Origin of the sequence: Paracoccus sp. SY (genome assembly GCF_002901215.1) — a bacterium.
Lineage (GTDB): Bacteria > Pseudomonadota > Alphaproteobacteria > Rhodobacterales > Rhodobacteraceae > Paracoccus > Paracoccus acridae.
Genome location: NZ_NWMQ01000039.1, coordinates 1 through 26,551 on the forward strand (window position 1 = coordinate 1; position 26,551 = coordinate 26,551).

The window sequence follows — 26,551 nt, forward strand, 5'->3', positions numbered from 1 at the left end:
CCCGGCGCGGCCTATTACCTGGCGCAAACCGTGATCGTTCAGGAACAGGCCCTGAACGCCGCGCAGGATCATATCCAGCAGCTTCAGCACCAGCCCCAGCCCCAGCAGGGCGGCCTGTTTGGGCGGCTCTTCGGCGGCGGTCAGCAGCAAGCGCCGCGCCCCATGGCCCCGCGCCCGCAGCCCGCAGCCTATGGGCAGCAGCCGGGCTATGGACAGGCGCCGCAGGGATCGGGCCCCTGGAGCAGCGGCCGCCCCTCGGGTGGCGGCGGCTTCATGGCCGGCGCGGCGCAGACCGCCATGGGCGTCGCGGGCGGCGTGCTGCTGGGCAACGCCATCGGCGGCATGTTCGCCGGAGATGCTGCCGCGGCCGAGGCGCCCGCGGAGGAACCGATGGAAGATCAGGAAGGCTTTGACGACGCCGGTTACGATGACGGTGGCGATTTCGAATGAACGACGGCAGCCAGCCTGCAGCCGTCCCGGCGTCGGAGGACGACGCCGGAGAGGACCGAAGTCGGCGAACCCTGTCTTACCTGATTGACCGGCTTGCCGCCCAGACGGCCTCAGGCAGGCTGACCATGACCGATCTGGTCGCGTGGTTCCAGGACCGCGCGACCCTGGCGCTGTTGATGATCTTCGGGCTCCCCGACATGCTGCCGAACCCAAAGGCTGCGCAGCGAACTGCAGCCGCCGGAAGCATAACTCTCAGGCAGCCTCGCCGACCTTCCATTCAAGTCCGGCAAAGCCTTCCCGGAAGGCAAAGATCACCAGATGCTTGTCGATCACATAACGCGCGTCGATCAGGGATTTTGCATCCTCGGCCTCGGCCCGTGCGATCAGCGCGCCGTCTGCGGCTTCCAGCCTGACGCTGCCCGCCTGCAGGGTGAAGTCTGCGGAGGTGGCATCCGACCGCACCTCGATCTTGTGCGCGAAATGCTTGGCAAGCTGCTGGACGTATTTTGCGGCATTGGGCGTGGGGTAATGGGCGGTCGAGATCATGGGGTCCTCAATGCAGGGGGAAACGGTCGGCGTCGGATGCTTTGGGATAGGGCGCGCCGAGTTGGTCGTGCCAATGGTGGTGCAGGACCAGTGGGCGGCTGTCGTGGCGCGACACCTCGATCGGCGTGTCGTAAAGGTCCGACAGCACCTGTTCGGTCAGGACCGTGTCGGCCGGACCTTCGGCAACGATCCGGCCGCCCTTCATGGCGACGATATGGTCGGCCCAGGCGGCGGCATAGTTGACCTCGTGCACGACGGTGACGACGCTGCGCCCGCTGCCCCGCACCAGTTCGGCCAGCCGCGCCATCAGCGCGCGGGAATGGGCCATGTCGAGGTTGTTCAGCGGCTCGTCCAAAAGCAGCCAGTCGGTGCCCTGGGCAAAGGTCATCGCCAGATGCGCGCGCTGCGCCTGGCCGCCGGAAATCTCGTCCAGGAAGCGATGCCGGAGGGGACCAAGCCCGAAAGCTTCCAGCGCCTTTTCGACCGCTTCCCTGTCAGCGGGCCGGGGGCGGCCCTGGTGATGGGGCCAGCGGCCGAAGCCTACCAGTTCCGCCACCCGCAGCCGGCTGGCGATCTGGGTCTGCTGGCCCATCACGGCCATGGCAAGCGCCAGCCGTTTGGTGGGCGTGCTGGCAAGATCCAGCCCGTCGATCTCGACCCGGCCCCGTTGCAGGGGTTCCAGCCGGGCGATCAGGCGCAGCAGCGTGGACTTGCCCGCGCCGTTGGGACCGATCAGCGCGACCAGCTTGCCACGCGGCAGGGTCAGGTTGATGTCGTGCAGGATCGGGGCCGGGCCGATATGGTGGCTCAGACCGTTTATGCGGATCATCGGACACGCCCTTTCAGCAGAAGAAACAGGAAGAACAGGCCGCCCGCGAATTCGACCACGACCGACAGGGTGCCGGTCTGGCCCATCAGGCGTTCGAAAAGCGTCTGGCCCGCGACAAGGATCGCCGCGCCGATCAGCCCGGCCACGGGCAGCAGCACCGCATGACGCGCCGAGGGTGACAGGCCATGCGCCAGGCCCGCCACCAGCAGGCCGAAGAACGCCACGGGACCGACAAGCGCGGTCGAAACCGACACCAGCATTCCCACCAGCCCCAGCGTCACCAGGACAAGCCGGTCGAAGCGCAGGCCCAGCGACGTCGCGACCTCTCGGCCCAGGGCCAGCACGTCGAGGCGCGGGGCCAGCCACAGCGCGCCCGCGACGCAGCCTGCCATGATCAGCGCCGCCATCGGCAGAAGCGCCGCATCAATGCTGCCAAAGCTGGCGAAGCTGACGCTTTGCACCACGGCAAAGGCATTGGGGTCCATGATCCGGGCCAGGAAGGTGGACAGCGACCGGAACAGCACGCCCAGGATCACCCCGGTCAGGATGGTTCGGGGAATGTCCCTGGCGCCGCGCCCCAGCAGCGTGCCGAAAAGCAGCCCCGCCAGCAGCGACATGGCGGCGACCTCGGCCAGGAACTTCGCCGCGAGAGGCAGGGCGGCAAAGCCCGCGACCCCAAGCGCCGCCACAAGCCCGGTTTGCAGCAGGACGTAAAGCGCGTCGAAGCCCATGATGGAGGGCGTCAGCACCCGGTTTGAGGCGACCGTCTGGAACAGCACGGTGGCGATGCCCACGGCCGCGCCGACCACCACCAGCCCGGCCAGCTTGGTCGCGCGCAGGTTCAGGATGAAGGCGCGGTTGCCCCCGCCGATCCCTTGGAACATCCACACCAGCGAGGCTGCGGCGAGCAGCGCCATCAGCGCCGCAATCAGCGTGGCAGCGGTCCTATCCATGCGTCGCAGGCCTGTAGAGAAGCCATAGGAAGATCAGCGAACCGACAATGCCCAGGATCGTGCCGACGGGGATTTCATAGGGATGGCGCAGGATCCGCCCGATCAGGTCGCAGGCCAGCAGCAGCCCCGCCCCGCCCGCTGCCACAACGGGAATGGAGGCGCGAAGGTTGTCGCCCATGATCCGCGCGACGATGTTCGGCACCACCAGTCCGACGAACGGGATCATGCCCACGGTTGTCACGACCAGGGCCGAGACCACCGAGACGACCACCATCCCCAGCCGCATCACGCCGCGCGACGACAGTCCCAGCCCCGTGGCTACCTGGTCGCCCAGCGACAGGATCGCGAAACGGTCGGCCGCGAACCACGCAAGCAGCGCGGCCAGGCCTGCGACCCACAACAATTCGTACCGACCCGCGATGACGCCCGAGAATTCGCCCGACATCAACCAGGTGGCGACGAACTGCAGAAGGTCATGCTGCCACGCGATCCAGGTCACGACGCTGCCGATGATGCCCGACAGGATCAGACCGGCAATCGGGACCAGCATCACCTCGCGCACGGGCAGGCGACGAACGATCGCCATGAACAGGGCGGTCCCTGCCATCGCGGCCAGGCTGGCCACGACCATCTTGGCCCAGATGGGGGCGGCCGGTGCCAGCAGCGTGACGGCCAGCAGCCCAAGCGCCGCGCTTTCTCCCGTGCCCGCTGTGTCAGGACCGACGAAGCGGTTGCGCACAAGGCTTTGGATCACGACGCCCGCGACCGCCAGGGCCGCGCCCGTCAGCAGCACCGCCAGCGTCCTGGGAAGCCGGGATTCCATCAGCACCAGCAGCGTCCACCCGTCGGCCGCGCGCAGGTCGATACTTGCCGCGCCAACGCCAAGGCTTGCCAGCGTCAGCAACAGAAGCAGCAGACCCGCGACGGCGACACGGGCCTTCATTCCGCAAGCGCGGCAGCCAGGCTGTCCAGGGTTTCGGTCAGCGAAGTATAGCCGCCGGGGGCAAGATACACGTTGCCGGCGGGCAGATAGACCACATGGCTGTTCTTCCAGGCATTCGTCTGGCGCACCAGCTCGTTGTCCAGGGTGGCATCGGCCGAAGGACCGTCGGCGCCGATGGCGGCACCCCGGTCCAGCACGAACAGCCAGTCCGGATTGGTCTGGGCGATGAATTCATGGCTGACGGCGTCGCCATGGCTGGCCTTGGCGTCCAGCGGCTTGCCCGCCTGCGGCATCCCGGTGACCTCATAGATCCAGCCGAACCGCGAACCTGCGCCATAGGCCGACATCTTCGGTCCGTTGGTCAGAAGGACCAAGGCATTGCCCTTGTCGCGACCCGCATCGGACAGACCGGCCAGCTTGTCGTCCAGCGTCGCGATCAGCGCCTCGCCCTCGGCTTCCTTGCCGAACAGGGCGGCAAAGGCGGAAAGACGGGCCTTGGCGTCCTCGATCAGCGTGGCGCCGTCGACCGTCATGTCGATTGCGGGCGCGACCTGTTCGACAGCATCTCTTTTCACGGCGGTGCGGTTGGCCACGACGATCAGGTCCGGTCCCACGGCGGCAAGCTGTTCGAGGTCGGGTTCCTGCAACGTGCCGACAGGGGCCGCGGAACTGGCCAAAGGCTGAAGATGATCAAGGAACAGCTTCTCGGGCAGGGCGGCCGGCGTGACGCCAAGGGCCATCAATGTGTCGGCGACGCCAAGGTCCAGGGCCGCCACCTTTGCCGGCATTTCAGGCAGCGTTTCGGGGCCCTGCGCCGTCTCGATCGTCACATCGGCCAGTGCGGTAGAGGCAAGCAGCATCGCAGGTCCAGCAGTGAAAAGCGTTCGCATACGCCGTTCCTTTCCTCGGCTTGGCAGAAGCGCCAGATGCCATGCCCTGGCGATTATGCCCGCCAAAAGCTGATGTCAATAATGGCGAGTATTTTTGTCAGCCTTAGCAGGGATGAGGGGTCGGGCTATGGTTCCCGATGGGATGGGACCCCTGCGACTGCAGTCCAAGACGGTCCTGGCAGAGGGTTTTCGATCCGGGCGGTAAGGGCCACCCGCACCGGAACATCGGTGTCATCAGCGTGTTGACACAAGCCGATGCTTCCTTGTCCCTTGTTGATAGGAGCCTTGCCCATGTCATCCCGGAAAACCTTCTGTCTTTCAGCGGCCCTTGCGGCCTTGCTGTCGCCGGCCTTCGCCCAGTCCCCCGAAGACGTGACCCGCGCCGAGTTTCCCTTTGACAAGGCGGTTCTGGTCCAGGGGCTTGGCAATCCCTTCCAGATTAGGGTCGGCCTCGATGGCTGGCTGTGGGTGACGGAACGCACTGCCGGCAGGCTGGTCCGCGTGAACCCCGAAAACGGCACGCTGCAAAGCGCCCATGAGTTCGAGCTGCCCGAGATCACCAGCGGCGCGCAGACCGGCGTGATGGGCTTTGCCTTCCACCCGGATTTCGGCAATGGCAGCAACCAGGTCTTCGTCTGTCTGACCTATGAGGACGAGGCCCGCACCGACCCCACCCGCCCGGACAATGACGACCCTTATCACGACATCTTCAACAAGGTCGTCCGCCTCGACTACGACGAGGCGACGGGCAGGCTGTCGAACCAGACCGACGTGCTGACCGGGATCCCTGCCAACAACGACCACAATTCGGGCCGGATGGAGATCGGGCCGGACGGCATGATCTACCTGACGGTGGGCGACATGGGCCACAACCAGCTTGTGAACTGGTGCCGCCCGATTGAAGCCCAGACCCTGCCCACCGCCGACCAACTGGGCGCCGAGGATTATTTCGCCTATCAGGGCAAGGTCTTGCGGCTGAATCTTGATGGAAGCATCCCGGACGACAACCCCGAGATCGAGGGCGTCCGCAGCCACATCTTCAGCTATGGCCACCGCAATCCGCAGGGCATCGCCTTCGCGCCCGACGGCACGCTTTATTCCAACGAGCATGGCCCCGACACCGACGACGAGATCAACCGCATCACGGCTGGCGGCAACTATGGCTGGCCCCATGTCGCGGGCCAGCAGGACGACCATTTCTATGTCTATGCCGAATGGTCCGAGGCGTCGGAACCCTGCGACCAGCTGGAATGGGTCGGGCCTTCCAAGACCATTCCCGAAAGCGTCCCCTGACAAAAGGAAAGCGAATGGCAGGCGCCTGATAACTATGTCGCGCCCATTGCCACACTGTTCACCGTGACCGAGCCACCCGAAGGCTGCGAGGATTTCGGCTATTTCTGCCGCCCCAGCATCGGGCCTTCGTCGATCGCCTGGTATGACGGCCCCGTGGCGGATCTGCAGGGGCGCCTGCTGTCCACCGCGCTGAAGCACGGCTCGATCTATGCCTTCGATCCTGCGGCGGGCGAAGGGTTCACCCGTTATTACCTGGGCCAGAACCGCCTGCGCGACATCGAGATCGCGGATGACGGGCAGACCATCTATCTGCTGACCGACTCGCAAGGCGGGATCCAGAACGAACAGGGCGAGGGCGCCGAAGGCTTGGAAAATCCAGGCGCGATCCTGGTCTATACTGCCCGGGGCGAAACCCCTGCGGCGGATGGGGCCAGCGCTGCAAGCGAAACCGAACCGGCGGCAACCGAGGCTGGGTCCGAAGCGGGCAGCGATCAGCCCGCATCGGACCCCGAGGCTGCTGAACAGGAAGTCGAAAGCGGCGAGGCCGAAGGCAGCTCTCGGACCGCACCGGAGGGAGGAAACTGACAAGAACAGGCTGGCCCGTCTTCCCTGCAGGACGACGGGCCACGCGTGATCGTGACACTTGCCTTTCAGCCCCGTCGTGCATCGACGCTGATCGGACCGGCTTTTGCTACAGGAACACGAAGCTGAACAAGATCGCCGCAACGCCGCCGTTCCGGGCCGGGATGAAACTCTGCGGCGCAGGGGAGAAGGCCGGGGATCTTCTGGTAGTTGAAGAGGACAAGGGGGCAGGAAAGGGCAGGGGGAGTTCGAGCGACTGCGGTTATTCGTGAGGATCTTGCCTCCGACGACATCCAGCGTCGGGCAGGCCATGGGCGGTTCGGAAGGCCATGTTCGGGCGGAAGCAGGTCAGACCGGCAAGGGATGGATCATGGCGCGGGGGCGGCCGGCCTCTTCCCACAGGAAAGCCAGCGTGATCGGCAGGCGAAAGCGGCGGGGGCCGGCTGCGCCAGGGTTCAGCCACAGGGCGCTGCCGGTTTCCTCGATGCCGGGCTTGTGGGAATGGCCCGAGATCACGACGTCCCACCCCTCGGCTCGCGGATCAGCCTGCAGGGCCTTGCGGTCATGGATCATGTGGATCCGCAGGCCGCCGATCGTAAGGCTCACCGTCTAGGGCAGGGTCTCGGCCCAAAGGCCGCGGTCGATGTTGCCGCGGATTGCCGTCACCGGGGCGATGCGCGCCAGCGCTTCGAGATGGGTGGGATCGCCGATGTCGCCTGCGTGCAGGATGCGGCCGACGCCGTCGAGAGCCTCCAGCGCCTCGGGACGGAGCAGGCCGTGGGTGTCGGAAATGACGCCGATGCGGTTCCCAGCAGATGGCAGGACAAGTGGTTGCATCAGGCAGCTCCTGTTGGTCATCGCAGGCCGGTCGCCCGTCAGCCCGGCAACATGGCGACGAGCGCGCGCCGCGACGGGTTCCTGCCACGGCATGTTCGTATTGCACAGCGCGGCTGGCATGCCGTAACGGTCCAATCTTCATCGGCGCCCGACCTGGCCCATCTTCCGCCACGCGACAGGACGGCTCGGCGGTCAGCACCAAGCCTAGGAAGCGGCAGTTCATCTTGGGGACAACATGACAAGTGGGACACGCAGGCAGACCTCGGTGCGCTAGGGCCGATTGACCGTCAGCGGCTGACGCCAGACGTCAAAGCGGCGCTGCATGCCCGCAGTGCGCTCGATGACGAAATCAAGCATCGTCCGGATTTTGGCGGGTACGATCGGGGTATCCAGGAATGTCGCATAGATTCCCTCTTCGAAAGTCGAGTTCGTGACATCATGATCCGGCAGCAGATGGACCAAGTCGCCCTGATCAAGCCAGTTCGCGACCGTGTAATCATCAAGCAGAGCCACCCCTTGCCCGGACAGCGCCAGGTCCAACAGCACCATGCCATTGTTGGACACATGCCGGGGGGCGATCTCCAGATCCTCGTCCCTGACTTCGCGATCCTTGTTTTTCCTGCTGAACCGCCAATTATAGACGTCCCCAGGACGCATATACGCCAGAAGGTCGTGGTGGTGGAGGTCGGCCGGGCTTTCCACCGCCGGCCGGTCGGCCATATAGGCGGGGGACGCGACCAGCAGGCGCTTGGATTCGAACAGCTTGCGCCGCTTCAGCCCCGCCTCAGCCGGGGGCGAGATGCGGAAGTCGATGTCGATGCCCTGCCGGCGCAGGTCCACCTTGTCCTCGCCCAGGGCCAGCTCGATCTTGATCTGGGGATAAAGTGCCGCGAATTGCGGGATCAGCGGGGTCAGGACGCCCAGGCCGAACATCGTGCGCGAATGGATGCGCAGCACGCCCTGGGGCTTGGTGCTGATGGCACTGATGCTGTCGCGGGCCTCGTCGATGCTCCACAGGATCGGCTCGATCTGGCGGGCATAGGACTCGCCCGCCTCGGTCAGGGTGACCTGCCGGGTAGACCGCAGCAGAAGCTGCACGCCCAGGTGATCCTCCAAGTCCCCGATGATGCGCGATACCGATGTCGCCGAGGTCGCCGACAGCCGCGCCGTTTCCGTGAAGCTGCTGGTCTTGGCGACCGACAGGAACATTTCCATCGCCCTCAGCCGGTCCATCATTCCCCCACTATCTGCGGCATACCTCGTCATATTATGCGTATTCCGACGAACAGGCGAGGGAGTGTAGCAGTTACGCCAGCTTTTATCGTCGAGGAGGGCGGCAAGATGGATTTTGGTGTTTTCATTCTGGCCCAGCAGCGCGGCTATCACCAGTCGTCGCAGGACGTCATCAAGAACTCGGTCGAGCAGACCGTGATGGCCGAACAGGCCGGGTTCAGCAACGCCTGGTACGCCGAACACCACTTCAACAACTATTCGCTGTCGCCGTCGCCGCTGATGATGGTCGCGCATTGCGCCGCCAAGACGACGCGCATCCGCCTGGGCAGCGCCGTCTGCATCCTGCCGCTGTATCACCCCGCCCGCTTCCTGGCCGAGGTGGGCCTGGTCGATACCCTGTCGGACGGCCGTCTGGAACTGGGCATCGGGTCGGGATACCAGCAGTTCGAATTCGAACGCTTCGGCATCAAGATCGAGGAATCGGCCGCCGTCTATGACGAATTCCTGGACGTCATCCCGATGGCCTTCAAGAACAAGGTCTTCGAATATCACGGCAAGCATATCGACATCCTGCCCAGTTCCATCGCCGTGCGCCCGGTGCAGGAACCGCTGCCGCCGATCTGGATCACCTCGGGCAACCCGGTGACGCTGGGGCGCGGCGTGCGCGAAGGCCACAACCTGTTCGTGACCGCGCTGCTGAACGGCAACGACGCCATCGCCAACCTGCGCACCCGTCTGGAAAAGGTGGCCGAGGGCGAGGGCAAAAATCTGGACCGCGACGTCCATTTCGGCTTCCTGCGCTGCGGCTATGCCAGCGACAACCAGGCCGAGATCGACGCCTATCTGGATTGCGCCCGCTTCCAGCGGCGGATTTCCGAAAGCCTGAAATACCGCCGGGCGCAGTCCGACGACGGCTACATGATCAAGGAAGTCCCCTCGGACACCGATCCGACCATGGAACAGCTCAAGGCGAACCTGCCGGTCGGCTCGGTCAACCAGGTCATCGACAAGCTGCTGGCGGAAATCGAGATTCTCAAGCCCAAGCACATCGCCCTGCAGACCCAGTTGGGCGATTTCGACCAGAAGACCATGCTGCGCCAGATCGAACTGTGGGGCGACCGGATCATCCCCGCCGTTCAGAAGGAACTGGCCCAGAAGGCCGCGGCCTGACCGATGCGCCTGTATCTTGGCGTATCCGGGGCGATCACCATGCTGGAGCCCGCGGATTTCCGCAGGCTCGACATCCTGGTCGATCCCCAGATCAACGGCCGCCTGGAGGGCGCCATCGCCCGGATCGGGCGGCGCGAGGGCGAGGGCCATGTCTGGCTGCATCCCCAGATCCTGCGCTTCCTGTCCGGGCATGCGGGCGAGGCGGAATGGGAAGCGGGCTTCGCCGGGATGCTGGCCTATGCCGCCAAGGCGGGCTTCACCAATGACGAAGGCCTGGTCCGCGCCCACCTGGCCTGGGTCGAGGATCGCGAACTGGTCTCGACCGACGATTTCAAGGCGGCGATGCGCGCCCTGCCTGCGGGGATCGCCGCCATCACCACGATGGATGGCGACAGGCCGGCGGCGCTGATCGTGTCCAGCCTGACCTCGATTTCCGCGGAACCGCCGATGATCGGCTTTTTCGTCAACGAATCCTCGTCCATGGCGGCAAAGCTGCTGGGGGCGCAGAAATTCGTGGCGAATGTCCTGGGCCATGAACATCAGGGCCTGGTCCAGACCGTGCTGTCGCAGCCCCAGGGCAAGGCGCGCTTTGCCGACGGCATCTGGGCCGACGGCCATGCCGCGATGCCGGTCCTGCAGGACGCGGTGGCGGCGATGGAATGCGACATCGTCCACAACTGGCGGCTTGGCACGCATCGGCTGTTCGTGGGCTTGATCCGCAGCGCGAAAAGCCGGACAGGGGCCAATCCCCTGGTCAATTTCGGCGCGGGGATCCGCAGGTTGCAGCTTGAGGAGCAGGCATGACAGACAAGGGTGCCGTGGCCGGGGCCCTGGACGGGCTGACCGTCATCGACGCCAGCCGCGTGTTGGGCGGGCCCTATTGCGGCCAGATCCTGGCCGATCACGGCGCCCGCGTCATCAAGATCGAACCGCCCCAGGGCGACGAGACCCGCCACTGGGGCCCGCCCTTCCATGGCGACGCGGCCAGCTATTTCATCGGGCTGAACCGCAACAAGCAGGGGATCGCGCTGGATTTCTCGACCCAGGAAGGCCGCGATGTCCTGGCGGCGCTGCTGGAACGGGCCGATGTCTTCATCGAGAACTTCAAGACCGGCACGCTCGAGAAATGGGGCCTTGGCCGCGCGGAATTGCAAAGGCGCTTCCCGGCCCTGGTCCATTGCCGCGTGTCGGGCTTTGGCGAGGATGGCCCCTATGGTGGCCGCCCCGGCTATGACGCGGCGATCCAGGCCCAGGTCGGGTTGATGAGCGTGAATGGCGAACCCGGCGGCAAGCCCACCCGCATGGGCATCCCCGTGGTGGACATGGTGACGGGCCTGAACGCGGCCGTGGGCGTGCTGCTGGCCTTGCAGGAACGGACGAAATCCGGGCAGGGCCAGTTCGTCGAGGCCGCGCTTTACGACTGCGGCGTCTCGCTTCTGCATCCGCATCTGCCGAACTATTACCTGGGCGGCGGCTTGCCGAAGCTGGCGGGCAATGCCCATCCCAACATCACCCCCTATGACACCTATGCCTGCAAGGACGGCGACCTGTTCCTGGCGGTGGGCAACAACGGGCAGTTCGCGAAGCTGTGCCAGTCCTTGGGCATCCCCGAGGCGGCCGCGGATCCGCGATATGCGACCAACGCCCTGCGCAAGGAGCACCGCCCCGAATTGCGCGCGCTTCTGGAAGGCGCGCTGTCGGCCTGGGCGGTGAACGAGGTCGCGGAACGGCTGGTCACCTCGGGCGTGCCCTGCGCGCCGGTGCGGACCATCGACCAGGTGGTCGATGACCCCCATACCCATGCGCGCGGCATGATCGTCGATCTGCCCGACGGTTATCGCGGCACGGCAAGCCCCATCAAGCTGGAACGGACGCCCGCCACCTATCGCAAGTCGCCCCCGTCCTTCGCGGGCGATACCGACGCGGTGGCCCAGGACTTCGGCCTGGCCGACGGCGACCTGGCCGGGGCCTTCATCCGCAAGCCCTGAAGCGGCCGGCCGGCGGATCCAAGCCTGCGGCACCCCTGCGGTGCCGCGGTTCGACATGTCACAAACACATAGGGAAGAAGCATGGCCCTGGATCAGGAAACCTTGGATCAGCTGCGCGACATGGTGCGCCGCTATGTCCGCGAACGGCTGGTTCCGCTTGAGGAAACGGTGGCCGAGACCGACGACATCCCCGCCGATGTCGTGGCCGAGATGCAAGAGATGGGCCTGTTCGGCATGACCATCCCCGAGGAATACGGCGGCATCGGCCTGAACATGTCCGAGGAAATCCAGATCGCCTTCGAACTGGGCTATACCTCGCCCGCCTTCCGGTCGCTGATCGGCACGAACAACGGCATCGGCTCTCAGGGGCTGATCATCGACGGGACCGAGGAGCAGAAGGCGAAATACCTGCCGCGCCTCGCCTCGGGTGAATTGATCGCCTCCTTCGCGCTGACCGAACCGGGGGCGGGATCGGATGCCGGATCGCTCAAGACCTCGGCCCGGCGGGATGGGGACCATTACGTCCTGAACGGGACCAAGCGGTTCATCACCAATGCCCCGCGCGCGGGCCTGTTCACCGTCTTCGCCCGGACCGACCCGTCCAGCAAGACGGCAGCGGGCGTGTCGGCCTTCGTGGTCGAGGCGGGAACGCCCGGCCTGACGGTCGGGCCGCGCGACAAGAAGATGGGCCAGAAGGGCGCCCATACCGCCGACGTGATCTTCGAGGATTGCCGGGTCCCGGCCGATGCCATCATCGGCGGGATCGAGGGGCAGGGCTTCAAGACCGCGATGAAGGTTCTGGATCGCGGGCGGCTGCATATCTCGGCCATCTGCACGGGGGCGGCGGAACGGCTGATCGACGATTCGCTGCGCTATGCGATGGAACGCGAACAGTTCGGCGCCCCCATCGCCGACAAGCAGCTTGTCCAGGCCATGCTGGCCGACAGCCGCGCCGAGGCCTATGCCGCGCGCTGCATGGTCGAGGAAACCGGCCGCCGCAAGGACGCGGGCCAGAACGTGTCCGAGGAAGCGGCCTGCGCCAAGATGTATGCGTCCGAAATGGTGGGCCGGGTCGCGGACCGCGCGGTCCAGATCCATGGCGGCGCGGGATACATGCAGGAATATGCGGTGGAGCGCTTCTATCGCGACGTGCGCCTGTTCCGCATCTATGAAGGCACGACCCAGATCCAGCAGACGGTGATCGCCAAGTCGATGATCCGCCGCGCCAGACAGGGCTGATCCGAGATCCCTCAACAGAAAAAGGCCGCCGGTTCATCCCGGCGGCCTTTCTGTTTCGTGCCGTGCCCGCCTTCAGGCGTTGGCGCGGGCGGGCATGATGAAGCGCATCAGATAGCGGATCACGAAAAAGCCCACGATCGCCAGCGTGCCGAAGACGAAGACCGCGGCGATCGGACGGTCCAGGAAGGACGAGAAATCGCCGTTCGTCACCGTCATGGTGCGGCGGAAGTTTTCCTCGATCATCGGGCCCAGGACGAAGCCCAGCAGCAGCGTCGCCAACTCGAACCGCAGAAGCTTCAGCACGATGCCGGCGATTCCCGCGCCCAGCAGGATATAGATGTCCAGGACCGAACTGCGCACCGAATAGATGCCCACGCAGACAAAGGCGATCATGATCGGATAAAGCAGGTGATAGGGCACCTTCAGCAGTCGCACCCACAGCCCGACCAGCGGGATGTTCAGCCCGACCAGCAGGATGTTGCCCACCACGAAGGACGCGACCAGTCCCCAGAACAGGTCGGGATGTTCGGTGATGACCTGCGGGCCGGGGATGACGCCATGGACCATCAGCACGCCCAGCATCATCGCCATGACCGCATCGCCGGGGATGCCCAGGCTCATGGTCGGGATGAAGGCGGTCTGGACGGCGGCGTTGTTGGCCGCCTCGGGCGAGGCGACACCGGCGATGGCGCCATGGCCGAACTTCTCGGGCGTTCTGCTGATGCGCTTTTCCACGGCATAGGAGATGAAGGTCGCGATCATCCCGCCGGTGCCGGGCAGGGCGCCGAAGAACGACCCGATCCCCGTGCCGCGCAGCATCGGCCAGGCGCTTTCGCGCCATTCGGCCCGGCTGGGCAGCATCGACCGCAGGGTGATCCGTTCTTCCGTGACCTTGCCCTCGGGTCCGCCGCGGGCGGTGGTGATGATCTCGGGCAGGCCGAACAGGCCCAGGGCAATGGCGACCAGCGACAGCCCGTCGAACAGTTCGGGCAGGTTGAAGGTGTAACGCGAGGTGCCGCTGTTCATGTCGATGCCGACAAGGCCCAGCAGCATCCCCACGAAGACGATGATCAGTGATTTCAGCGGCCGCCCCGTGGACAGCATGGAGGCCGCGACAAGGCCGAAGACCATCAGCGCGGTATATTCCTGCGGCCCGAACTTCATGGCGATGTTGGCCAGGGGCACGGTCAGGACCGCCAGCAGCACCGCGCCGATCATGCTGCCCACAAAGGACGCGATGGCCGTGATGAACAGCGCCAGGCCCGCCTTGCCCTGCTGCGCCATCGGATAGCCGTCCAGCGTGGTCACGACGCTGGTGACGGTGCCGGGCAGGTTCAGCAGGATCGAGGCGGTCGAGCCGCCATAGGCCGCGCCGTAATAGATGCCCGCCAGCATGATGACCGCGAAGTTCGGGTCGATGTGATAGGTGATGGGCATCAGCATGGCCAGCGTGGCCATGGTGCCAAGGCCGGGCAGGACGCCCACCACCGTGCCCAGAAGCACGCCAAGCCCGCAGTAGAAAAGCCCCTTCATCGAAAGGGCGACGGAAAGTCCAAGAAGGATGTTCTCGATCATGGCGTGCCTCAGATCGCGAAATACTTGAAGGGCAGGGACAGCCCCCAGACGAAGATCGCCGCGCAGGCAAGCGCGGTCAGGGCCGACAGCAGCAGCGCCGTGGGAATGTGGCGCTTGTCGGAGGCGAAGGTCGACAGGAAGGTCGAGAAGAAGATCGCGGGCACAAGGCCGTTCCGCTCGATCAGCAGGGCGAAGACGACCAGCGAGGCGCAGATGATCAGGACCGACAGGGGGGCGGGGCGTTCCTCGCCGAAGCTGACGGGTTCGGCGCGCCATGCCACGAAGGCGTAAAGCAGGCCCATCAGGATCAGCCCGACCGACAGGATGCGCGGGAAATATCCCGGCCCCATCTCTCGGATCGTGCCCATGTCATAGCCGGCGCCCTGCACATAGGCGAAGATGCCCAAGGCGGTGACAAGGCCTGCACCGACCAGGTCGGGAAGGCGCTGACTTATATGCGTTCTCATGATGTCCTCCCATTTTCGGGCTGCCGCCTTCCTCCAGCGGAATCCCGATGACTACGTTTCAGGCGTGGCACTTGTGAAAAGCTGGGCGCCCATGGCGGTCCCGTGAACGGAAAGATGGCCGCCAAGCTGGATGGCCTGCAGCAATTCCCCCCGCGCCGCCCCAAGGTCAAGGGCCTGGCGGATCGCGCGGCGCAGCCCATTTTCCTGAAAGCCGGTGAAGCAGGCGAAAAGCGCGGTCCTGATGATCGCGCGTTCCACGGGTTTCAGGCCGCGGGGCCTTTCCAGCGCCTGTTCGAAATCGCGCAGGGTCCGCGCATAGGCGGGCGACAGCGCGGCAAGACCGTCGCCGGACGTCGCGACGCCCAGTTCCTCGGCCAGGATATCCGCGCCCGCCCGAACGCATTCAAGACCCTGGGCGGACAAAAGCGCGAAGACGTCCATCAGGTCCGCCTCGGTCGCCCCCGCCTTCAGGGCCAGATCGACATGGGTGCGCAGCCCGTTGGCATAAAGATGCGTGGCCGAGGCATCCAGCGCGACATAGATCAGTTCGACCATGCGCGGCGTCAGCGGACCCTGGGCCACGGCCTCGCCCGCGTAATCGGCATAGGCCTGCACGAAATCGGGGCGGGTCTTCAGCAGCGCCTCGACCCAGGGGCGCCAATAGCCGCGCCGGGCGATGAAGTGGTCGCGGATCTGCTGTTCCTGCGGGGTCATGGCGCTCTCCTGGCGGATGTCAGCACCTGGCCGGTCAGGAAGCCCGCGCGGGCGATCCAGTCGATCAGCACCGGGTCTGGGCGGCCCTGGACCGCGTTGACGCGGCGGCCCGGGGGGCCAAGCTCGCAGGCCAGCGTCGCCACCATCATCCGCAGGGCGGCGGCCTGTCCGCGTGCGGCCGGGCTTGGGTCGTCGTCGGCGGGCAGCAGCAGCGTCAGGCTGACCGCGCCTTCGGTGGCCGCGAAATCGGCGGCCGCCGCGCGCAGGGCCTGCACCGGATCGGGCGCATGGCGCGCGCGGCCATCGACCACGGCCTGCGGCGTAGTGGCGGGAGGAAAGGCGGATGACAGGTCGTCGGCATGGCGCAGGGCGAAACCCGCGTCCGGGGCCAGTTGCCCGGACGTGTCCGGCCCCTGCGCATAAGCCACGCTGCCGCCGAAAACCGAGGATCCGCCATCGACGCTGAGAACGCAGCCCCGCAGCGGCGGATCGGCAGGGGCGGCCAGGAAGAACAGCGCATCGGCCATCTCTTGCGGGGTGCCCATGCGGCCCAGGGGGATCTTGGCGACCGCGCGGGCCGGGTCAAGCTGGCCGCCCGCGATCAGGCGGTCCACCAGGGCCGTGCGGATGAAGCCGGGGCAAAGGACGCTGACCGCCAGATCGGTCCGCGCATCCGACAAGGCCATCATCGCCGCGATCAGGCCGGCCTTGCTGGGGCTGTATCCGCCGCGCAGGGGAATGGCGCGCAGACCCGCCCCCGACGACACCGCGACCACGCGCGCGCCATGGGCCAGCTGGCCCTCAAGCGCCGCCAGCATCCGCAGCGGAGCCTGCTGGTTCAGCGCCAGGGCCGCGTCCAGTTCGCCGGGCGTCAGGTCCGCGATGCCGCGGCCCGGCGTCCCCGATGCGCCCGCGTTGCAGATCACCGCCGCGACCGGCCCTTCGATCGCGGCCAGGGCGGCATAATCGGCATCCCGCGTCAGGTCCATCGCCACGGCCTGATGGGATCCGCCCGGCAGGTCGGCCCGCACGGCGGCCAGGCCCTCGCCATCCAGATCGAGCAGCACGCAGGTCCAGCCGGCATCGGCGAAGATCCGGGCGGTTTCCCGTCCGATGCCCGATGCAGCCCCGGTGATGACGACCTTGTTCAAGCGTGCCTCAGATATTGGTCAGGGTGACGCCGCCATCGACCAGCAGCGCCTGCGAGGTGACGAAGCCCGCATCGTCGCTGGCCATGAAGCAGATGGTGCGGGCGATGTCCTCGACCGTTCCAAGACGGCCAAGGGGCGTGCGGGCGATGCGGGCCGCGTCGCGTTTTTCGTCGCGGTTGCGCATCGTGCCCTCGGTCGGGACGGCGGACGGGCAGACGGCGTTCACGCGGATGCCGCGCCCGCCCAGTTCGGCGGCCGCCGCGCGGGTGATGCCCAGGATGCCCGACTTGATGCCGGAATAGACGACCGAATTCAGGGTGGACCGGAAGGCGGCTGAGGACGCGACGTTGACGATGGCCCCGCCCTTGTCGTCCATCGCCGCGCTTGCGGCCTGGATGCCCCAGATCACGCCCTTGAAGCCGATGTCCAGCATCCGGTCCATCGTGTCGAGGCGGATGTCAGGAATCGCCTGGTAACGCACCCAGGCGGCGTTGTTGACCAGGATGTCCAGCCGCCCGCCCTGGGCCACGGTGTCATCCACGGCGGCCTGCACGCCTTCGCGGGTGGACAGGTTCTGGACCACGCCGAATGCCTGCCCGCCCTCGGCCCGGATCAGATCCAGCGTCTCGGCGACGAATTCGTCCTTGAGGTCGTTCACGCCCACCACCGCGCCGCGCCGGGCCATCTCGATGGCGGTCTGGCGGCCGATGCCGTTTCCGGCGCCCGTGATCAGGGCCACGCGGCCTTCGAAATCGCTGGACATGGTTTTCCCTTTCGTCATGCGGCCCGGATGAAGTCTTGCGCGACCTGACGGGCCAGGCGGCCCGCGCCGAAGGCGGTCTCGATCTTGCGGATGTCGCGCAGCGAATAATGCAGCGGCACTTCCCAGGTGAAGCCCATGCCGCCATGCAGGTGGATCGCCTTTTCCAGCGTCCAGACGGCATTGCCGACCGCGCCCAGGAAGGCGGGCCGGGTGTCGCGGGGATTGCCAAGCTCGTCCCGGGCAAGCGACCGGGTCAAAGCGGCGCGGCTCATTTCAAGCAGCAGCTTCATGCGCGCCAGATGATGGCGCACAGCCTGTTTCGACGACAGAGGACGCCCGAACTGCACGCGCGCGGCCAGATAGTCGCTGGACAGGGCCAGGGCATTCGCCGCGGCCCCGGTGACGAAGCCGCCATACAGCGCCTCGCCCGCGCGGCGCAGGTCGGCCATCTGGTCAAGGGTCAGCGATCCGATCTTGCGGGCGGCGCCGACATCCAGCCAGACCTGCGGCGCATCCGGGTCCAGAAGGGGGGTCGGCGTCCCCGTCAGGCCCGCCCGTTCGATCAGGTCCGCACCCTGGCCGGTGGGCACCAGAACCACGTCGCAGTCGCAGTCGTCGGACAGGCGCAGCAGCCCGTCGCGGGCGCCTTCCCAGCCGATCAGGCCCAGGGCTTCGCCTGCGGCGATGCGCCCGGCGATGTCCTGCCCCGCAAATGCCTGCGCCAGCAGGATCTGGTCCAGCAGCGGAAAGCGCAACTGGCCCGCCCCCGCTTCCTCGGCGATGGCCAGGGAGAAGGGCAGGCCAAGCGCCATCCCGCCATCGTCTTCCTGCGCGCAGACGCCGGTCAGCCCAGCCTCGGCCAGGATGCGGGCGGCATCGCGGGCGGGCTTTCCCTTGGCCTCGGCAATGGCGGGGCGGGCGGCTTCGGCAAGCTCGGCGGGGAGAAGGCCGTGGTCGTCGCTGCTCATTTCTGCAGATCCTTCGGCAATTTCAGGATGCGTTGCGCGATGATGTCCAGCTGCACCTCGGTCGTGCCGGCATAGATCGTCTCGGCCCGCGCAAACAGATAGGCGGTCGTGAAGTGGTCGCGGATCCGCTGCGCCAGGCCCGAGGATCGCGGCGTGACATGGCCGACCAGATCCAGGGCCAGGCTGGCGAAGGCCTGGTGGCATTCCGACCAATAGAGCTTCGACAGCGATCCCCGCGCGCCGATCTGCGCGCCGTCCAGAAGCTGTTCCACGGACCCTTCGACAAAGCCCTTGAGCGCGTCGATCTGGCCCAGAACCTGCCCGATCCGGTTCCGGACCGCGCCGTCGTCCAGCAGCACCGCCAGTTCCGGGTCCGATTTCAGGCCGCGCAGCAGGGCGCGGAGTTCGGTTTCGAACCGCCAGGGGCGATACATGCGGTTGGTCGCGCGTTCGATGGACAGCACGCGGATCGCGGCGTCCCAGCCTTCGTCGGGCGCGCCCAGCCGGGCCTCGTCGGGGACGATCACGTCGTCGAAGAACACCTCGGCGAAGGAAACCTTGCCGTCGATGGACTTGATCGGGACGACGCGGATGCCCGGCGTGGACATGGGCACCGCGAACATCAGCATCCCCTTGTGGCGGTCCTCGATGGTGCCGGTGCGGGTCAGCAGCAGGCAGTAGTCGGCCTTGGACGCGCCCGAGGTCCAGATCTTCTGCCCGTTGATGCGCCAGCCGCCGTCATGCGGGACCGCGCGGGTCCGCAGGCGGGCCAGGTCGGACCCGGCATCGGGTTCGGAAAAGCCCTGGCACCACATGTCCTCCAGCGTCAGGATGCGGGGCAGGAAGGCCTGCTTCTGGTCTTCGGTGCCCACGGCCATGATGATCGGCCCGGCCAGTTCCTTGCCGACCGAACCCGCGCTTTCGGGCATCATGACCGCGCCGATTTCCTTGTTGGCGATCAGGTGTTCGCGCAGGGTCAGGCCGTGGCCGCCATATTCGACGGGCCAGGTCATGCCCGCCAGGCCCGCGCGATACATCCGCGCCTCCCAGGACACCGATTCCTCCAGCGCGGGGGCGCGCCAGTCGGTGCTGTCCGCGCGCATATGGGCGGGCAGGTTCGCCGCAAGCCAGGTGCGGGCGTGCAGACGATACTCCGCAGGGGCCATCGCCTGAAGGGACTTGGTGAAGACAGGCTGCACGGTCATGGCTTACACCTTCGCATGGGGGATCATCAGGGCATCGAGCGCGACGACGCCTTGACCCTCGGCCCGGACCAGGACCGGGTTCAGGTCGATTTCGGCCACGTCATCCGCGTGGCGGCAGGCGAATTCCGACAGGGCCGACAGGGTGCGGGCGGCGGCGGCGACGTCGCCGCGTTCGCGGCCCCGCGCGCCGTCCAGGATCGGGAACATCTTCAGCGACCGGATCATCGCCTCGGCCTGGGCGGGGGTCACGGGGGCGGGTTCCAGCGCGACATCGCCCAGGACCTCGGCAAAGATGCCGCCCATGCCGACCATCACCACCGGGCCAAAGACCGGATCGCGCGAAACACCCATGATCAGTTCCGTTCCCGCGCCCGCCATGGGCGTGACCAGCACGCCGTCGATGCGGGCGCCCGGCACATGGCTGCGGGCCGAGTTCAGGATGCGGTCATGCGCCGCGCGCACGGCGTCCCCGTCGCCCAGGTTCAGGGCGACGCCGCCGGCCTCGGTCTTGTGGGGAATGTCCTCGGACAGGATCTTCAGGACGACCGGATAGCCCATCGCATCGGCCGCCTGCACGGCTTCGTCCGCGGACTGAACGGTGGCCTCGGGCAGGATGCCGACGCCGATTTCCGCCAGGGCCTTCTTGGCCGCGTTCTCGTTGCGGAAGACGGCGGGATCGACGGGCAGGCTTTCGCCCGTCCAGCGGACGGCATCGCCGCCAGGCCCGGTCAGCCGCGACAGGCCCGCAAGCCCGTTCGCCGCCGCGTCGATGCCCGCGAAGACCGGGATGCCAAGGGCGTTGATCTCGGACACCGCGTCAGCGGGACCGGCGCTGATGACGGCCAGCAGCCGGTCGGGATGGCTTTCGCGGATCCGGGCCAGGGCTTCCAGATAGACCCCCCGCAGCCGCTTGTTGTAAAGCGACAGCGACAGGAACAGCAGCGTCGCGTCGGTGTTCGGTTCCTCGATCAAGGCCGACAGCATCTTGTAGAGGATGTCGGGACGGCTGGACATCTGGGCCGAGGCATCGACCGGGTTGTTGGTGCCCGCCGTGGGAACCGCCTCGTTGATGCGGGCCTTGGTCGCGTCGGACAGCGGCGGCAGGTCCAGTCCCGCCTTGGTCGCGGCATCCGCCATCATGATGCCGAAGCCGCCCGAGGCCGCGACCAGGGTGACGCGCTTGCCCTTGGGCAAGCGGTCCCGACCCAGGATCGAGGCCGCGTGGCCCATCTCCAGCAGCGCCTCGATGCTACGGACGCGCAGGGCGCCGTGGCGGCGCAGCACCGCGTCGATCACCGCGTCCGACCCGGCAAGCGCCCCGGTATGGGACGCGGCGGCGGCCTGGCCGCTTTCGGTTTCGCCGATCTTCAGCACGATCACCGGCTTGCCATTGGCACGCGCCAGATCCAGGGCCTGCGTCAGGCGCCCACCGTCCCTGCAGGTTTCCATGCAGCACAGGATCACGCCCGTCTGCGCGTCCCGCGCAAGCGCCGCGATGCCGTCGGCCACGTCCACATCAGCCTCGTTCCCTGTGGCGATGAAGTGGCTGACGCCCAGGCCGCGCAGGGCGACGTTCTGGACGATGAAGCTGCCGATATTGCCCGATTGCGACACGATGCCGACATTGCCCGCCTTGGGCATGCTGTCTTCCAGCACGATCGAGAAGGATCCGATCACGCCATTGGCGACGCTGAAGCTGCCCAGGCAGTTCGGCCCCAACAGGCGCATCCCCGCATCGCGGGCGATGCCCAGAAGTTCGTCCTGCAACGCCTGCCCGTCGGGCCCTGCCTCGCAAAAGCCCGAGGAAAGGACCACCGCCCCCCGCACGCCGCGCGCCGCGCAGTCGCGCAGGGCATCGGCGGTGGCCGTGGCGGGCACGACCAGGATGGCAAGGTCCGGCGCCGTCGGCAGGTCGCGGACGGAGGGATAGGCCGTCAGCCCCTGGATCTCGCCCCCGCGCGGGTTCACCGGATAGATCGGGCCGCGATAGCCATATTTCTTCAGCAGGTGGATCGGCCGCCCGCCGATCTTGGTGATGTCGTCCGAGGCGCCGACGATGGCGATGCCATCGGCCCCGAAGAAGGCGTCGAGGCCCTGTCCGGGCATGTCCGCAAGATCCCTTGGCATGGTTCAGCGTCCCTTGAAGACGGGCTTGCGCTTTTCGAGGAAGGCCATGCGGGCTTCGCGGGCATCCTCGGTCCTGGCAAGCGCCATGGTGAATTCCTGTTCGAAGCGATAGGCGTCGCGCTGCGGCATCACCTCGACCATGTTGGCGGCGCGCTTGGCATAGATCATGGCAAGCGGCGACTTGCCGGCGATCTCGTGCGCAAGCTCCATCACGGTGGGCATCAGGTCGGATTCCGGCAGGGCGGCTTCGATGATGTGGCGGTCGGCCAGTTCCTGCGCGCTGATCCGCTGGCCGGTGAAGAACAGCCGCCGCAGGGTCGAGCGCCCGAACAGCGTCTTGAGCATGGAGGCCCCGCCCGCCAGGCCCACGTTGATTTCCGGCATCCCGAAGGTGGATCGGTCGCTGGCATAGATGATGTCGCAGGCCGCGGCCAGGCCGAAGCCCGCGCCTAGGGCCGCGCCGTTGACGGCGGCGATCACGGGCTTGGCGCATTCGCGGACGGCATTGCCGGTTTCGCGCGTGACGCGGTTGTGTTCCAGGAAGTCGCCGGGCAGATCCGGGTCGGGGCGGTCCTTCAGGTCGGCGCCCGAACAGAAGACATGGCCGCTGTTGGTCAGGACGGCGCAGCGGATGTCGTCGCGGGCCGAAACCTCGTCGATGATCGCGATGAACTGGCGCCGCATCTCTCGGCTGAGCGCGTTGACGGGCGGACGTTGCAAGGTGATGACGGCGACGTAATCGGCAACGTCAAGACGGACGTGTTCTTCGGACATGCTGGTTCCTCCCCCAGTTCCCGGCTGCTGCAGGGATCGGGTCGGATTACGTGTCCTTGCGCCATTTTTGAACCGATCAGCGTGGCGAACAGTCTTGCGGATTCTGCAGAAGTGCGGGCAGGCTTGGGGATGTAATGGCTTTTGAAGGGGATAGTCCCGAAAACCCGCATTTCCCGCGCAATAGGATCAGGACATTGCCATGACGCTGTCGATTTCTCCGCTGGGGGCCTTCCGGGCGCAGCTTGGGGAATGCCCGGTTTGGGACTGGGAAACCGGGATGCTGTGGCTGGTCGATGGGCGCGCGGGCCTGATCGTGGCCCTTGACCCCGAGACGGGCGAGGTGCGGCGCCGGATCGCCCTGCCTGCGCCGGTCGGATCCTTCGCGCTGAACGACGACGGTCGGCTGGTGGTCGCGTTGCGGCGCAGCATCGCGCTTGTCGATCCCGTCACATCGGCGGTCGAGACCCTGGCCGAGCTTGAGGTGGATCACCCCAACCTGCGCCTGAACGACGGCGTGGTTCTGCCGGATGGCAGCTTCCTGATGGGCACCATGCATATCTTCCGCGAACCGGGCGAGGCGCCGCTGGGCGGGCTTTACCGGCTGAGCCCGGACGGGGCGACGGTCAAGCTGGCGACCGGGATCGGCGTCACCAACGGCCCCCGCATGGGGCCGGACGGGTGCCTATATGTCTGCGACAGCGCCGCGCGGCGGATCCTGCGCTTCGGCATCGGCGAGGATTGGAGCCTGGAGGCGCCCGAGATATTCGCCACCACCGATGCGCTGGATTCGGCCCCGGACGGCTGCGTCTTCGACGCGCAGGGCATTCTCTGGACGGCGCTTGTCCATGCGGGCGCCCTGGCGGGCTTCGACCCCCAGGGACGGCTGGTCCGCCGCATCGAGGTTCCGGTGGCCCATCCCGCGTCGCTTTGCATCGGCGGGCCCGAGGGGGACAGGATCTTCGTCACCTCGATCAGCGACAGCGGCAGGTTGCGCGCCCAAGGGCCGCTTGATGGAAATGTCCTGCGCATAACCGGCGCGGGCGTCTGGGCCCCGCAGACGCGCCGTGCCAATATCCGGGGCAGGGGACGGCAGGACATCCAGGTCGCGGCCGACCTGCCCGACGCCTTGGTCCAGAACGCTTGTTGTTGAAAGGAATCAGGAATGTACAAGAACATCCTCGTCGGTCTCGATGGCTCTCCCTTGTCGTTGCGCGGGCTTGACCATGCCCTGAACCTTGCCAGGACGGTGGGGGCGAAGGTCACGATGGTCACCGTGACGGAAATGTGGTCGGCCATCGACATGGCCAATGCCGTGCGCGAGGGGAATCCGGTCCAGAAATACGAGGCCGAGGAGGAAGCCTTCGCCAAGGCGATCCTGGACAAGGCCGCCGACCGCGCCACCCAGGCCGGGGTGGAATTCAAGACCGTCCATGTCCCCGACGAACATCCCGCCGATGGCCTGGTCGAGACCGCCAAGGCGGAAGGCGCGGATCTGATCGTGATGTCCTCGCATGGGCGCCGGGGGATGCGCCGCCTGTTCCTGGGCAGCCAGACCCTTGAAGTCGTGTCACATTCGACGATTCCGGTTCTTGTGATCCGCTGATTTCCCCAGCAATTCCGGCGAAATCGGCAGAACAGTCCATCGGAAATCGCCATATACCATGCGGTGCGATTTCTGCAGATTGCGCGACTGAGATGCATGGGAGGTTTGCATGACAACGAGGCGCAATCTGATTGCGGGTCTGGCCGTGGCGGCGTCGCTGGCCTTTGTTCCGGTTACCGCGATCGCGCAGGGCGACCCCATCACCATGGTGGTGCCCTATTCCGCCGGCGGCCCGGTCGATGGCCTGACCCGCCTGATCGCCGAGGGCCTGTCGCGCAAGACGGGGCAGACCTATCTGGTGGAAAACAAGCCGGGCGCGAACGGCATCATCGGCGCGCAATATGTCGCCAGCACCCGCACCCCGCAGAACACCCTGTTCGTGGGCGGCACGGGGCCGATCTCGGTCAACCTGCTGACCCGCAAGGGCCTGCCCTTCAAGGCCGAGGATTTCAAGCCCGTCTCGCTGGTGGCCCATGGTCCGATGGCGCTGACCGTGCCCGCCTCGGCCGAATACAACGACCTGGACGGCTTCCTGGCCGCCGCCAAGGCCAGCGAGAACCCGTTCCGCTTCGGCACTTTCGGTCCCGGCAGCCTCAGCCAGCTTTACGGCGCGCTGCTGAACCGCGAACTGGGCTTCGAGATGACCGAGGTCGCCTACAAGACCACGGCGGACGAACTCAAGGACATGATCGGCGGGCAGATCGACTTCACCGTCTCCTCGCCCTTCGGCGTGATCGGGCAGATCCGGTCGGGCGACCTGAAGATGCTGGCCGTCGCCAGCGAGGAACGCATCCCGCAGCTGCCGGAGGTGCCGACCTTCGCCGAACTGGGCCGTCCCCAGCTGACGGGGTCGTTCTGGACGGGCATCTTCGCCCCCGCCGAAATGGACGACGCGCAGGTGCAGGCGATCAGCGCCGCCATCGACGAGGTCCTGAAGGAAGAGCGCACGGTCGAGTTCCTGTCCAATATCGCGCAATTCCCGGTGGGCGGCACGCCCGACGAACTGCAGAAGCAGCTGGACCAGGACCGCGAGGTCTGGGGCGCCATCGTCAAGGAACGCGGCATCGAATTGCAGTGATGTCAGACAAAGGGGGCGGCGCAATCCGCCCCCTTTCGCGTTTCAGCGCCCATAGGCGCGCGGGATATGCGACATCAGCGTTTGCGAGAAGCCGCCGTCCACGATGATCTCGGCCCCGTTGACATAGGATGACCGGGGGCTTGCCAGGAACAGAACGGCATTGGCCAGTTCGTCCGCATCCCCGATCCGGCGCAGGGGCACGACTTCCTCGCGGCGGCGGCGATCCTCGGGGTCGGCATAGAATTTCTGCGTCATGGGCGTCAGGAACAGGCCGGGGCTGACGCTGTTCGTGCGGATCCCTTCGGGGCCCCATTCCACCGCCATCTGCTGCGACAGCATCAGGATCGCGGCCTTGGTCGATGAATAGCCACCGGATTTCGCCTGCGCGTTGCGCCCCGCGATCGAGGCGATGTTGATGATCGAACCGGGCCGACCGGGGTCGCGACCCTCGCAAAAGACCTGCGCGCATTGCAGATATCCGCCCAGGTTGACCGCGAACTGGTTCTGCAGCCGGTCCAGTTCGGTTTCCGCCAGCGGGGCAGGGGCCGACAGCGCGGCATTGTTCACCAGGACCGACGGCTTGCCCAGGTCGGCTGCGACCTGCCCCGCGACACCGCGGATCTGGTCCTTGTCCCGGACATCGGCCGCATAAAGGCGCCAGGGGCTGCCGGTGCCGTCCAGATCCGCCCTGAAGCCCTCATCCACCTCGGCCGCCCGATCCAGCAGCGCGACCCGCGCCCCGGCCCGCAGGAAGCCCAGGGCCGTCGCGCGTCCCAAGCCGCCGGTCGCGCCGGTGATGATGCAGGTCGCGTCTTTCAATTCCAGCCAGTCTTGCACGGGTCCGCTCCTTGTCGTTTCCGCAGGGTTATAGGTGGGGCGGCTTCGGCCTGTCTTGCGAATGATGCAGTTCTTTTCGGCAGTTTCCGAAGGTTGTGTCCAGAACCTCAACCGGACAGGTTCCCGCCCACAGACCCCCGCATCCGTGCGGCTTACTTGGGGATATAGCATGTCGGTCATCAGCATCACTCGGGACGGCGCGGTTGCCGTTGTCACGGTGGACAATCCGCCGGTGAATGCCTTGTCGCAGGCGCTGCGGCAGGGGTTGTGGGACGCGGTGGCCTCGCTGGACGCGGACGACGCCGTGCAGGCGGTGGTGCTGCTCTGCGCGGGGCG

The 26,551-nt window shown here is 66.6% G+C and carries 27 protein-coding genes and 1 pseudogene; 11 read left to right on the plus strand and 17 right to left on the minus strand.

The features are described 5' to 3' along the window. The coding region (locus CK944_RS18030) for a DUF2076 family protein (protein ID WP_103174468.1) at window positions 1–450 on the plus strand (450 nt) is incomplete at its 5' end. Between the two features lie 252 nt (window positions 451–702). Here CK944_RS18030 and CK944_RS18035 read toward each other — a convergent pair. From CK944_RS18035 to CK944_RS18055, 5 genes are read right to left on the minus strand one after another with little or no spacing between them, the layout of a single operon-like run. Next, window positions 703–996 carry a DUF2218 domain-containing protein gene (locus tag CK944_RS18035; RefSeq protein ID WP_103174469.1) on the minus strand — a complete coding sequence of 98 codons (294 nt, stop codon included), beginning with the start codon at window positions 994–996 and terminating at the stop codon, window positions 703–705. 7 nt (window positions 997–1,003) lie between these two features. Then, window positions 1,004–1,825 (minus strand): ABC transporter ATP-binding protein, encoded by an 822-nt coding sequence (locus CK944_RS18040; RefSeq protein ID WP_103174470.1) that lies wholly within the window; start codon window positions 1,823–1,825, stop codon window positions 1,004–1,006. After that, window positions 1,822–2,778, minus strand: a complete 957-nt coding sequence (locus CK944_RS18045; protein ID WP_103174471.1) for an iron chelate uptake ABC transporter family permease subunit — start codon at window positions 2,776–2,778, stop codon at window positions 1,822–1,824. Before CK944_RS18045 ends, CK944_RS18040 begins: the two co-directional genes overlap by 4 nt. Beyond that, a complete protein-coding gene (locus CK944_RS18050; protein WP_103174472.1) occupies window positions 2,771–3,721 on the minus strand; it encodes an ABC transporter permease in 951 nt (316 codons plus the stop codon). The genes CK944_RS18045 and CK944_RS18050 overlap by 8 nt, the downstream gene beginning before the upstream one ends. After that, complete coding sequence (locus CK944_RS18055) at window positions 3,718–4,611, minus strand: siderophore ABC transporter substrate-binding protein (RefSeq protein WP_103174473.1); 894 nt, start codon at window positions 4,609–4,611, stop codon at window positions 3,718–3,720. Before CK944_RS18055 ends, CK944_RS18050 begins: the two co-directional genes overlap by 4 nt. A gap of 291 nt (window positions 4,612–4,902) precedes the next feature. On the opposite strand from CK944_RS18055, the gene CK944_RS18060 reads away from it, so the two are divergent. Then, window positions 4,903–5,904 (plus strand): PQQ-dependent sugar dehydrogenase, encoded by a 1,002-nt coding sequence (locus CK944_RS18060; RefSeq protein WP_158248059.1) that lies wholly within the window; start codon window positions 4,903–4,905, stop codon window positions 5,902–5,904. Window positions 5,905–5,967: 63 nt separating this feature from the next. Next, a complete protein-coding gene (locus tag CK944_RS18065) occupies window positions 5,968–6,489 on the plus strand; it encodes a PQQ-dependent sugar dehydrogenase (protein WP_103174475.1) in 522 nt (173 codons plus the stop codon). A 345-nt stretch (window positions 6,490–6,834) separates the two neighbouring features. Here CK944_RS18065 and CK944_RS18075 read toward each other — a convergent pair. Together CK944_RS18075 and CK944_RS18080 are read right to left on the minus strand one after the other, a co-directional pair. Further along, a pseudogene (locus tag CK944_RS18075) lies at window positions 6,835–7,443 on the minus strand (metallophosphoesterase family protein). Window positions 7,444–7,593: 150 nt separating this feature from the next. After that, on the minus strand, window positions 7,594–8,559 hold the full coding sequence (locus tag CK944_RS18080) for a LysR family transcriptional regulator (RefSeq protein ID WP_205049092.1): 966 nt from the start codon (window positions 8,557–8,559) through the stop codon (window positions 7,594–7,596). 105 nt (window positions 8,560–8,664) lie between these two features. Here CK944_RS18080 and CK944_RS18085 point away from each other — a divergent pair, with 105 nt between their 5' ends. The 4 genes from CK944_RS18085 (at window position 8,665) to CK944_RS18100 (ending at window position 12,953) form a co-directional block, all read left to right on the plus strand. Further along, the gene (locus CK944_RS18085) at window positions 8,665–9,726 is read left to right on the plus strand and encodes an LLM class flavin-dependent oxidoreductase (RefSeq protein WP_103174476.1); all 1,062 of its coding nucleotides are present in this window, start codon (window positions 8,665–8,667) and stop codon (window positions 9,724–9,726) included. A 3-nt stretch (window positions 9,727–9,729) separates the two neighbouring features. Beyond that, window positions 9,730–10,530, plus strand: a complete 801-nt coding sequence (locus CK944_RS18090) for a flavin reductase family protein (protein WP_103174477.1) — start codon at window positions 9,730–9,732, stop codon at window positions 10,528–10,530. Continuing rightward, complete coding sequence (locus CK944_RS18095; RefSeq protein WP_103174478.1) at window positions 10,527–11,714, plus strand: CaiB/BaiF CoA-transferase family protein; 1,188 nt, start codon at window positions 10,527–10,529, stop codon at window positions 11,712–11,714. Before CK944_RS18090 ends, CK944_RS18095 begins: the two co-directional genes overlap by 4 nt. Window positions 11,715–11,795: 81 nt before the next feature. After that, a complete protein-coding gene (locus tag CK944_RS18100) occupies window positions 11,796–12,953 on the plus strand; it encodes an acyl-CoA dehydrogenase family protein (protein WP_103174479.1) in 1,158 nt (385 codons plus the stop codon). A 72-nt stretch (window positions 12,954–13,025) separates the two neighbouring features. On the opposite strand, the gene CK944_RS18105 is transcribed toward CK944_RS18100, so the two are convergent. The 9 genes from CK944_RS18105 to CK944_RS18140 are packed head-to-tail and all read right to left on the minus strand — an operon-like array spanning window position 13,026 to window position 22,697. Further along, window positions 13,026–14,528, minus strand: coding sequence for a tripartite tricarboxylate transporter permease (locus CK944_RS18105; RefSeq protein WP_103174480.1), 1,503 nt, complete (start codon window positions 14,526–14,528; stop codon window positions 13,026–13,028). Window positions 14,529–14,536: 8 nt separating this feature from the next. Next, window positions 14,537–14,995 (minus strand): tripartite tricarboxylate transporter TctB family protein, encoded by a 459-nt coding sequence (locus CK944_RS18110; RefSeq protein WP_103174481.1) that lies wholly within the window; start codon window positions 14,993–14,995, stop codon window positions 14,537–14,539. Window positions 14,996–15,046: 51 nt separating this feature from the next. Beyond that, window positions 15,047–15,709 carry a carboxymuconolactone decarboxylase family protein gene (locus CK944_RS18115; protein ID WP_103174482.1) on the minus strand — a complete coding sequence of 221 codons (663 nt, stop codon included), beginning with the start codon at window positions 15,707–15,709 and terminating at the stop codon, window positions 15,047–15,049. Next, on the minus strand, window positions 15,706–16,860 hold the full coding sequence (locus tag CK944_RS18120; protein ID WP_103174483.1) for an SDR family NAD(P)-dependent oxidoreductase: 1,155 nt from the start codon (window positions 16,858–16,860) through the stop codon (window positions 15,706–15,708). The genes CK944_RS18115 and CK944_RS18120 overlap by 4 nt, the downstream gene beginning before the upstream one ends. A 7-nt stretch (window positions 16,861–16,867) precedes the next feature. Next, complete coding sequence (locus CK944_RS18125) at window positions 16,868–17,623, minus strand: SDR family NAD(P)-dependent oxidoreductase (protein ID WP_103174490.1); 756 nt, start codon at window positions 17,621–17,623, stop codon at window positions 16,868–16,870. Window positions 17,624–17,637: 14 nt separating this feature from the next. Continuing rightward, window positions 17,638–18,591 carry an acyl-CoA dehydrogenase family protein gene (locus CK944_RS18130; protein WP_103174484.1) on the minus strand — a complete coding sequence of 318 codons (954 nt, stop codon included), beginning with the start codon at window positions 18,589–18,591 and terminating at the stop codon, window positions 17,638–17,640. Next, complete coding sequence (locus CK944_RS23675; RefSeq protein ID WP_192877776.1) at window positions 18,588–19,796, minus strand: acyl-CoA dehydrogenase family protein; 1,209 nt, start codon at window positions 19,794–19,796, stop codon at window positions 18,588–18,590. Before CK944_RS23675 ends, CK944_RS18130 begins: the two co-directional genes overlap by 4 nt. Before the next feature lie 3 nt (window positions 19,797–19,799). Next, complete coding sequence (locus CK944_RS23680; RefSeq protein WP_192877777.1) at window positions 19,800–21,923, minus strand: acetate--CoA ligase family protein; 2,124 nt, start codon at window positions 21,921–21,923, stop codon at window positions 19,800–19,802. 3 nt (window positions 21,924–21,926) lie between these two features. Beyond that, window positions 21,927–22,697: an enoyl-CoA hydratase/isomerase family protein gene (locus CK944_RS18140; RefSeq protein ID WP_103174485.1), complete on the minus strand. Its 771-nt coding sequence runs from the start codon at window positions 22,695–22,697 to the stop codon at window positions 21,927–21,929. Window positions 22,698–22,896: 199 nt separating this feature from the next. On the opposite strand from CK944_RS18140, the gene CK944_RS18145 reads away from it, so the two are divergent. From CK944_RS18145 to CK944_RS18155, 3 genes are all read left to right on the plus strand, one after another. Continuing rightward, entirely contained in the window at window positions 22,897–23,847 is a 951-nt protein-coding gene (locus tag CK944_RS18145) for an SMP-30/gluconolactonase/LRE family protein (protein WP_205049093.1), read from the plus strand. A 12-nt stretch (window positions 23,848–23,859) separates the two neighbouring features. Then, a complete protein-coding gene (locus CK944_RS18150) occupies window positions 23,860–24,300 on the plus strand; it encodes a universal stress protein (protein WP_103174486.1) in 441 nt (146 codons plus the stop codon). A gap of 109 nt (window positions 24,301–24,409) precedes the next feature. Beyond that, window positions 24,410–25,378: a tripartite tricarboxylate transporter substrate binding protein gene (locus tag CK944_RS18155; protein ID WP_103174487.1), complete on the plus strand. Its 969-nt coding sequence runs from the start codon at window positions 24,410–24,412 to the stop codon at window positions 25,376–25,378. Window positions 25,379–25,420: 42 nt separating this feature from the next. Here the strand turns inward: CK944_RS18155 and CK944_RS18160 are convergent, their stop codons facing one another. Beyond that, entirely contained in the window at window positions 25,421–26,215 is a 795-nt protein-coding gene (locus CK944_RS18160; protein WP_205049094.1) for an SDR family NAD(P)-dependent oxidoreductase, read from the minus strand. Between the two features lie 169 nt (window positions 26,216–26,384). Here CK944_RS18160 and CK944_RS24070 point away from each other — a divergent pair. After that, the coding region (locus CK944_RS24070; RefSeq protein ID WP_192877778.1) for an enoyl-CoA hydratase-related protein at window positions 26,385–26,551 on the plus strand (167 nt) is incomplete at its 3' end.